The organism is Streptococcus sp. 2154 (genome assembly GCF_013277255.1).
Classification (GTDB): domain Bacteria; phylum Bacillota; class Bacilli; order Lactobacillales; family Streptococcaceae; genus Streptococcus; species Streptococcus pseudopneumoniae.
In genome coordinates this window covers 64,040-70,362 of sequence record NZ_VMMK01000053.1, presented here as the reverse complement: position 1 = coordinate 70,362, position 6,323 = coordinate 64,040, and the positions used below count along the sequence as shown (strand labels likewise).

9 protein-coding genes and 3 pseudogenes are annotated in these 6,323 nt (G+C 38.4%); 3 read left to right on the top strand and 9 right to left on the bottom strand.

The genetic code is table 11. From position 1 onward, the window contains the following. The 3 genes and pseudogenes from HT693_RS09520 to HT693_RS09510 form a co-directional block, all read left to right on the top strand. Positions 1-478 (top strand): annotated as a pseudogene (locus HT693_RS09520) (transposase); the annotation flags it as partial. A gap of 102 nt (positions 479-580) precedes the next feature. Further along, positions 581-688 (top strand): annotated as a pseudogene (locus HT693_RS09515) (IS5/IS1182 family transposase); the annotation flags it as partial. A 149-nt stretch (positions 689-837) separates the two neighbouring features. Next, positions 838-1,314 (top strand): GNAT family N-acetyltransferase, encoded by a 477-nt coding sequence (locus HT693_RS09510; RefSeq protein ID WP_000777684.1) that lies wholly within the window; start codon positions 838-840, stop codon positions 1,312-1,314. A 579-nt stretch (positions 1,315-1,893) separates the two neighbouring features. On the opposite strand, the pseudogene HT693_RS09505 reads toward HT693_RS09510, so the two are convergent. From HT693_RS09505 to HT693_RS09465, 9 genes and pseudogenes are all read right to left on the bottom strand, one after another. After that, positions 1,894-2,019 (bottom strand): annotated as a pseudogene (locus HT693_RS09505) (SAM-dependent methyltransferase); the annotation flags it as partial. 32 nt (positions 2,020-2,051) lie between these two features. Then, positions 2,052-2,465, bottom strand: coding sequence for a competence type IV pilus minor pilin ComGG (gene comGG, locus HT693_RS09500; RefSeq protein WP_138705150.1), 414 nt, complete (start codon positions 2,463-2,465; stop codon positions 2,052-2,054). Then, a complete protein-coding gene (comGF, locus tag HT693_RS09495; protein WP_138705151.1) occupies positions 2,443-2,904 on the bottom strand; it encodes a competence type IV pilus minor pilin ComGF in 462 nt (153 codons plus the stop codon). The genes comGG and comGF overlap by 23 nt, the downstream gene beginning before the upstream one ends. Then, on the bottom strand, positions 2,867-3,169 hold the full coding sequence (comGE, locus tag HT693_RS09490) for a competence type IV pilus minor pilin ComGE (RefSeq protein ID WP_191995662.1): 303 nt from the start codon (positions 3,167-3,169) through the stop codon (positions 2,867-2,869). The genes comGF and comGE overlap by 38 nt, the downstream gene beginning before the upstream one ends. After that, on the bottom strand, positions 3,132-3,566 hold the full coding sequence (comGD, locus tag HT693_RS09485; protein ID WP_050207886.1) for a competence type IV pilus minor pilin ComGD: 435 nt from the start codon (positions 3,564-3,566) through the stop codon (positions 3,132-3,134). The genes comGE and comGD overlap by 38 nt, the downstream gene beginning before the upstream one ends. Continuing rightward, the gene (gene comGC, locus HT693_RS09480; RefSeq protein WP_050207887.1) at positions 3,529-3,852 is read right to left on the bottom strand and encodes a comG operon protein ComGC; all 324 of its coding nucleotides are present in this window, start codon (positions 3,850-3,852) and stop codon (positions 3,529-3,531) included. The genes comGD and comGC overlap by 38 nt, the downstream gene beginning before the upstream one ends. A 1-nt stretch (position 3,853) precedes the next feature. Further along, the gene (gene comGB, locus HT693_RS09475; protein ID WP_079252952.1) at positions 3,854-4,870 is read right to left on the bottom strand and encodes a competence type IV pilus assembly protein ComGB; all 1,017 of its coding nucleotides are present in this window, start codon (positions 4,868-4,870) and stop codon (positions 3,854-3,856) included. Further along, the gene (gene comGA, locus HT693_RS09470; protein ID WP_023938886.1) at positions 4,818-5,759 is read right to left on the bottom strand and encodes a competence type IV pilus ATPase ComGA; all 942 of its coding nucleotides are present in this window, start codon (positions 5,757-5,759) and stop codon (positions 4,818-4,820) included. Before comGA ends, comGB begins: the two co-directional genes overlap by 53 nt. A gap of 75 nt (positions 5,760-5,834) precedes the next feature. Then, a complete protein-coding gene (locus HT693_RS09465) occupies positions 5,835-6,200 on the bottom strand; it encodes a DUF1033 family protein (protein WP_000286404.1) in 366 nt (121 codons plus the stop codon). Positions 6,201-6,323 lie beyond the last annotated feature (123 nt).

Sequence of the window (6,323 nt, the reverse complement as noted above, 5' to 3'; positions counted from 1 at the left end):
TGGTATCCACGAAAGCAACTTAACCCATCGGAGTCAATGTGTTGAAGTCACTCTTGTTCAACAGTGGTTTTGCGCTTTCTAAGGCCTCCTCTCAGTTCTGAAGACACGGTAATGATTGATGCGACGGAAGTAAAAATCAATCGTTCTAAAAAAACAATTAGCGAATGATTCTGGTAAAAAGAAATGCCACGCTATGAAGGCTCAAGCGATTGTCACAAGTCAAGGGAGAATTGTTTCTTTGGAGATCACTGTGAACTATTGTCATGATATGAAGTTGTTCAAAATGAGTCGCAGAAATATCGGACAAGCTGGTAAAATCTTGTCTGACAGTGGTTATCAAGGGCTCATGAAGCTATATCCTCAAGCACAAACTCCACGTAAATCCAGCAAACTCAAGCCGCTAACAGCTGAAGAGAAAGCCTGTAACCATGCGCTATCTAAGGAGAGAATCAAGGTTGAGAGTATTTTTGACAAAGTATAGTAGATTGAAACTAGAATAGTACACCTCTACTTCTAAAACATTGTTAGAAATCGATTTGACTGTCTTGATTGATTTGTCCTGTTCTTATTTCATTTCACTATGAGAACGTTTAAAATATTTTCAACAACCTATCGAAATCATCGTAAACGCTTCGGATTACGAATGAATTTGATTGCTGGTATTATCAATCATGAACTAGGATTCTAGTTTTGCAGGAAGTCTAATAATGAAAATAAAGGACTAAAGTAATAACTCTAAATATATCTGATTTTTATAGGACATTTCATAAAAAAATCTACATACCTAGAGTCCTATTTAGTTATGTATCTTACATAAAGAGAAAGGAATTAATTATCATGAAATTATCTTTGTATAGTGAAGTTGACCATTACCATTCTTTAAGTTCTTATTCTTTAAATGATATTACACATACTGATACCCCAAAAAATATTATTGAAAAGTCTAAAAAAGATAAGTATAGATACCCAATAGTAATACTTAATAAAGAACATAAAGTAATTGGATTTTTTTGCCTACACCTAAACACTGGTCCTAAAGAGTATGGCTATTATCAAAATGATTATGCGCTTATTAGAGGATTTTCTATTGATGATAATTTCAGAAATCAAGGATATGGTTCTAATGCTCTGAATAAAATATTTGAATTCATAGACTCAACTTTAAAATTAGAAATTAACCATATTGTATTGGCTGTAAATGAAAAAAATATATTGGCTCAAAAAGCATATAGAAATTCAGGTTTTTTTGTTGTGAAGAAAGATTTAGAAGGAAAAAAGGGGAAATTAATTATTATGGAGAAAAGCAGAAACTAGTATCATTTCTAGTTTCTGCTTTTCACTAAGTCTGCTATAAATTTAGTATTCTAGCTTATTTGCATATTTTGAGAGGAATAATCTATATACTAAACTTTTATGTTTATAATTCATTCCTTTCGTTTCACTCAAGGCACAAGACAGAATGAAAAAGTGGTGTGCTCTTTATTTTGTTTTATAATAATAGTGAGAAAGTCTATCACTACTACAAATCACGTGGAGGTGAATAAGTGAGTGATACAGCCACTACCTCGCATATTTATAGGTGTCATTCTTTCCATCAAGCACAAGAACTGTGACTAGGAGAACGTAAACTTATAATTGAATAAGCGAATCGTTTGTGAAAAGGAAAGAATAGTCAAGGGATAGGCAGACTCAAATTTGGTGAAGGGAGACTCCTCATGTTAAAAGCCAAATTTCAATTTAAAAAATTTTAAAATTTGTTTCGCATTTACTACTCCTTGCATTTATATTGGATTGATTAACAGAACCTTTCGCGATGTTCCTTAGCAACTTCTTTGTACTAGGAAAATTTAAAAATTCGGATAGGTATCTACCCCGATTATTCACAAAAAAAGCATCCAAAATTTCTTTGTCTGATAGAAGATCAATCTGTTTCTCGACTGCTTGACAAACCAAGTTTGCAAGGAAGATATTTTTAGGGGAATCAAAAGTTTCTGCTTTGTGGTTAAAATCATGTCTCATATTTTTAGTTTAGCACAAAGTAGCTTGATTGGCTAGGAATTCTCTTTCTTTTCAACCTTCTCTTCTGATTTTTTCTTCTCTGCTTGATTACTTGAATCAGTCACTACCTCTTCCTTTTTCTCTGTTTTCTCTTCTTTGATTTTGACTGAAGGAAAGATGAATTCATATTGTCTCTTAGGCGTACGAACCCTTGTCACCAAGTTTGTTTTCTTATTTTGATAACTCACCTGACCCAGATTAAAGGTCTGTTCCCCACTTTCTTGCTCAACCTTATCTTTGGCTCGATTGGCCATGGCAAAAGCGACCAGCTTTTCTTTATTTAAAGCGTAGTCTTGATAGTGGGCGACTTGTCGGTTCAAGTAAAATTGTAACAAAAGACTAAAGATGGCTGCCATGGTGACTGCATAGAGGAGAACACCTGCCTTAACTTTTTTCTTTTTCCACACGATAGATGAACTCCCTTTCTAAGCCTTTTTGAAACTGGAAACGAAAACGCACCAGTTGATTCTCCTCTGTAATATGCGCAGATTTGAGACCATAAACCATAGGCTGATAGCCTCGACCACTAGAATCTGTTTTACGAAAATCATCTGATCTGGACTTGCCAATGGCTATGTCCTTGCCATCTTGCTTCATATAGAGACGATTGCCCTCCACTTTTTCGAACTGCGAACGGTCTAATTCTGCTTCCAACTGGTCCACAAACAAGAGCCACTCTTTTTGCTCGCTCTGTTGCTGGTAGCGAACTTCTGAAATGAGAAGCTGACTCATGGCTTGAAAGAGGAGTAAGCTTCCACTGATGACAATGAGGGCAATCAGGGATTCTAATAAGGTAAAAGCCTTGACCTTATGGCTCTTTGATAGCCAAAAACTGTTCTGAACCATGGTAGACCTCCAATCCCTTTTCACTAGAAAACACCTGAATCTCAACTCCGTTTATGTTTACCTGATTTTGACCTGTCTGCAAGGCCATCTTAGCTACCCTCAAGACTTCTTCCTTTTGCAAGATTTTTGCTTCTTCTTGCCTATTCTTTTGAATTTGTCCCAAAAGGAGGGTCGCAATGCTGGCAAAGATAGCTAGAGCGACTACTGCTTCCAGTAAAATCACTGCCCTAATTTTTTGTTTCCTTAATGCGTTTAATTTTTCCATTTCCTAAATATAATTGATAGCGAATCGCTCCTTTACTGGTCTGAAATTCAACCTTAGCCAGAGACGAATTGCCCCCAGCTCGGTCAAATGTAATACTTTGGTCTGATGGTGCCTGAATCCCTTTGGGGACTATCAACTTTTGACTGCCATTGCTAATCGTCTGCCCATCTAAGTTAAGACTAGTCTTTTGCTGACTGGCTACACTGCGTTTTTGAGTTTCCCGATAAAGTTCTTCAAACTCCATAAAGAAAATCTGCTCCTCTACCGCCGCAAAAGTAGACTGGACAGAGCCTGACAAACCCAAGGCAAGGATACTCACAAGTCCCAAAACCAAGAGACTTTCAAGCATGGTAAAGGCCTTAATCCGCGACCGTTTGAGTCTTATTTTGTTTTTCATGATATTCTTTATAAGCTTTAGCTTGCTCTTCTGTGATTCGCCCATCTGCTTGTAACTTACTTAGACTAGCATCTTCATTTTTATCCAAGCTATAAAGCTCTGCCTGGCTTTCCACCACCTTAACAACAGCAGCTTTTCCTTTGTCATTGACTGCTTCTTTTTGCTTGGTCAGATTAGGTACAAAGAGTAATAGAAGCACGCTGATGATGAGCAAGACCACCAACATCTCTACCAGAGTGAAAGCTTTAACCTTAGCTTTTTTCAAGAATGTCATCATTTTTTTCATGTTAAAAATTTACCTCCATATTTTGATACATGGGCATGAGCATTGCCGCATAAAGTAAAACGATAATCAGAGCCACAAAGATAAAGACCAGTGGCTGCACCAAATTCATGGTGCGGTTGACTCGGGTAAAAAAGGCTTCCCAAGTTTTTTCAGCATAGATTTCCAACTCACTCCCCAGCTTAGACTTGACTTCACCATACTCGATAATGAGACTCAATTCCTTCCTAAAGAAAGGATAGGTTGCTATGGTTTGAGAAAATTCGCGGCCACTTTGTAGGGATTGAGCTAGGTCTTGGCCGATTTCTTTAAAGAGTTGGGAACCTTGTTCCTGCATCATTTGAAAAATCTGCGTCAGCTCCATTCCCTGCGAAATCATATTCCCCCACTCACGCGCATAATAGGCTGTCAAATAAGTCTGCACAAAGATTCCAAAAAAGGGAAGGCGTGCTAAGATAGAAAAGACACGCATCTTAGAACTTCTTTTATAAAAAGTGAGTGCTAAAAGGACACCTACTGAAACAAATCCTACCATGCCTAGAAAAATTTGTGGCAGATTGCCAATAATTTGGGTAGCAATATTGCTACTATCCAGTTGTGGTAGTAGATAGTTCCGTAGCCCCAGCATGATTAAGAGAAGAAAACCCAGCAAAATCAAAGGATAGGTCGCTACTTCAATTAATTTTTTCTTGACCTTGGCCAGATTGTCTAGATACTCTTCTATCTTTCCCAAACTCAGGTGGAGATTTCCATGGACTTCCGCTAGGGATAGCTGAGTGACAATGGCACTTGAAAATCCCAAACTTTCCATCATTTCTGAGAATGATTTCCCCTGAGACAAGCCCGTGCGCATCTGGGTCACACACTGCTTGTCTAACAAAGCACTCCTATCTAAAAAGGAGATGGTCTCCACTAGATGAAAACCACTGGAAAAGAGATTGTTAAACAAAGTAATGATATTTTTTTGCTTAGTTGTAGCTAATTTTTTCCGTTTCAGCCTGAAGACTTGTGATATGTCCATCTTTAAGAAGCTGGTCAATCTGTTCATTCCAGCTAGTTGGCTGGTGTTCTTGATAGTCTTTGTTTGCAAAGTCAACAATTCCTCCTCCCCCAATTAATCTCTGGTAGCAGACTCCTTGCAGAACGACTGCTAATTCCTCTTCACTCACACCCAACTCCAGCAGGCGTTCATAAACACCTCGAATACTCTTGGCATGAATGGTTGAAAAGACTGTCGCCCCTGTCAAACTAGCTCTGACCACTGCACGCGCCGTCTCGCTGTCCCGAATTTCTCCGATAATCAAGAGATCTGGTCGATGACGCAAGGAAAGCTTGATGAGATTTTCATAGGTTAGGCCGATTGCTTCGTTCAACTGCAACTGAAGCATGTCGTCCTGCTTGATTTCGACAGGATCTTCGATGGACATAACTTGCTGTCCTTTAAAGAGTGACTTGGACAATTCATGCATCAGGGTCGTCTTACCACTCCCAACCGGGCCAGCAAAAAGATAGAGTCCCCGTTGCCTGTACTGCTTGCCTAATTCTTCAATATCCTGAAACCAAAAATGCAAGTCCTGCTCTTCATCGTGCAACAAGCGAATGACTAAACTCTCATGCCCTCGATAATCGCCTACGGTAGATAAACGTAGGGACGCCATCTTCTGGTCATATTCATAGTCACAGGAACCGAGTTGACTACGTCGCTTTTCTCCCACATTCATACCCGCCACAAACTTAAAGTGACTGATGACGGCCGCAAATTTTTCGAAGTTATAACAGCCAATTTTACAGCGCTCGTCTCCTACCCTCATATGAAGCTCATAGGCATCTAACTTAGGGACAAAATAAATATCTTGCGCTCCTTTTTTCCGGGCCGAACGAATGATTTCTTGTGCAATTTCTTGAACCATACCTACCTCCTCACCTATACTATTCGCAAAGATTTGGAAAAAATAAAAAAGCAACTCCAAAAAGTTACTTTTTCTCTATTTTACTTTCATACGGCAAGAACGGTGCCTTTCCTTACCTGTTTGTTTTTCATAGCCTGGACGTAGTTTTTCATCTGGAATAACCTGCTCATCCTGTAAAAGAGCCAAAGAATGGTATTGTTGTAAATACTCATCACATTCATCACACCAGCGTTGATCTTCCGGGTCCCAAAAAATGGTCATCAAGTCCCTTCTACTTTTATAAAGAGGGGATTCTTGTTCCAATCTAAACCAGCAAGTCTTGTAGTATTTGAGAGCATCATAATACTGGTCAAATTTCTTACTTGCTACAATATCTTCTTCCCAACCTTCTAAGAACCACCAGGGTTCAAAATCTCCGTACATTTCTATAACACGATACATATTCATTCCTTTGTACCATATATTATAACCAATTCCGCCAGACAAGGAAAGAAATATGCTCATTTCTTAATTTTTTAATAAAAAATCTAGCCATCTGATAAATTACTGAATTTCTATTTTCTT

What these genes read in the sequence shown, in the direction of transcription:
- HT693_RS09510 (WP_000777684.1), top strand. Translation starts at nt 838, where the DNA reads ATGAAATTATCTTTGTATAGTGAAGTTGACCATTACCATTCTTTAAGT.
- comGF (WP_138705151.1), bottom strand. Translation starts at nt 2,904, where the DNA reads ATGGTTCAGAACAGTTTTTGGCTATCAAAGAGCCATAAGGTCAAGGCT.
- comGE (WP_191995662.1), bottom strand. Translation starts at nt 3,169, where the DNA reads ATGGAAAAATTAAACGCATTAAGGAAACAAAAAATTAGGGCAGTGATT.
- comGD (WP_050207886.1), bottom strand. Translation starts at nt 3,566, where the DNA reads ATGAAAAACAAAATAAGACTCAAACGGTCGCGGATTAAGGCCTTTACC.
- comGC (WP_050207887.1), bottom strand. Translation starts at nt 3,852, where the DNA reads ATGAAAAAAATGATGACATTCTTGAAAAAAGCTAAGGTTAAAGCTTTC.
- comGB (WP_079252952.1), bottom strand. Translation starts at nt 4,870, where the DNA reads ATGGACATATCACAAGTCTTCAGGCTGAAACGGAAAAAATTAGCTACA.
- comGA (WP_023938886.1), bottom strand. Translation starts at nt 5,759, where the DNA reads ATGGTTCAAGAAATTGCACAAGAAATCATTCGTTCGGCCCGGAAAAAA.
- HT693_RS09465 (WP_000286404.1), bottom strand. Translation starts at nt 6,200, where the DNA reads ATGTATCGTGTTATAGAAATGTACGGAGATTTTGAACCCTGGTGGTTC.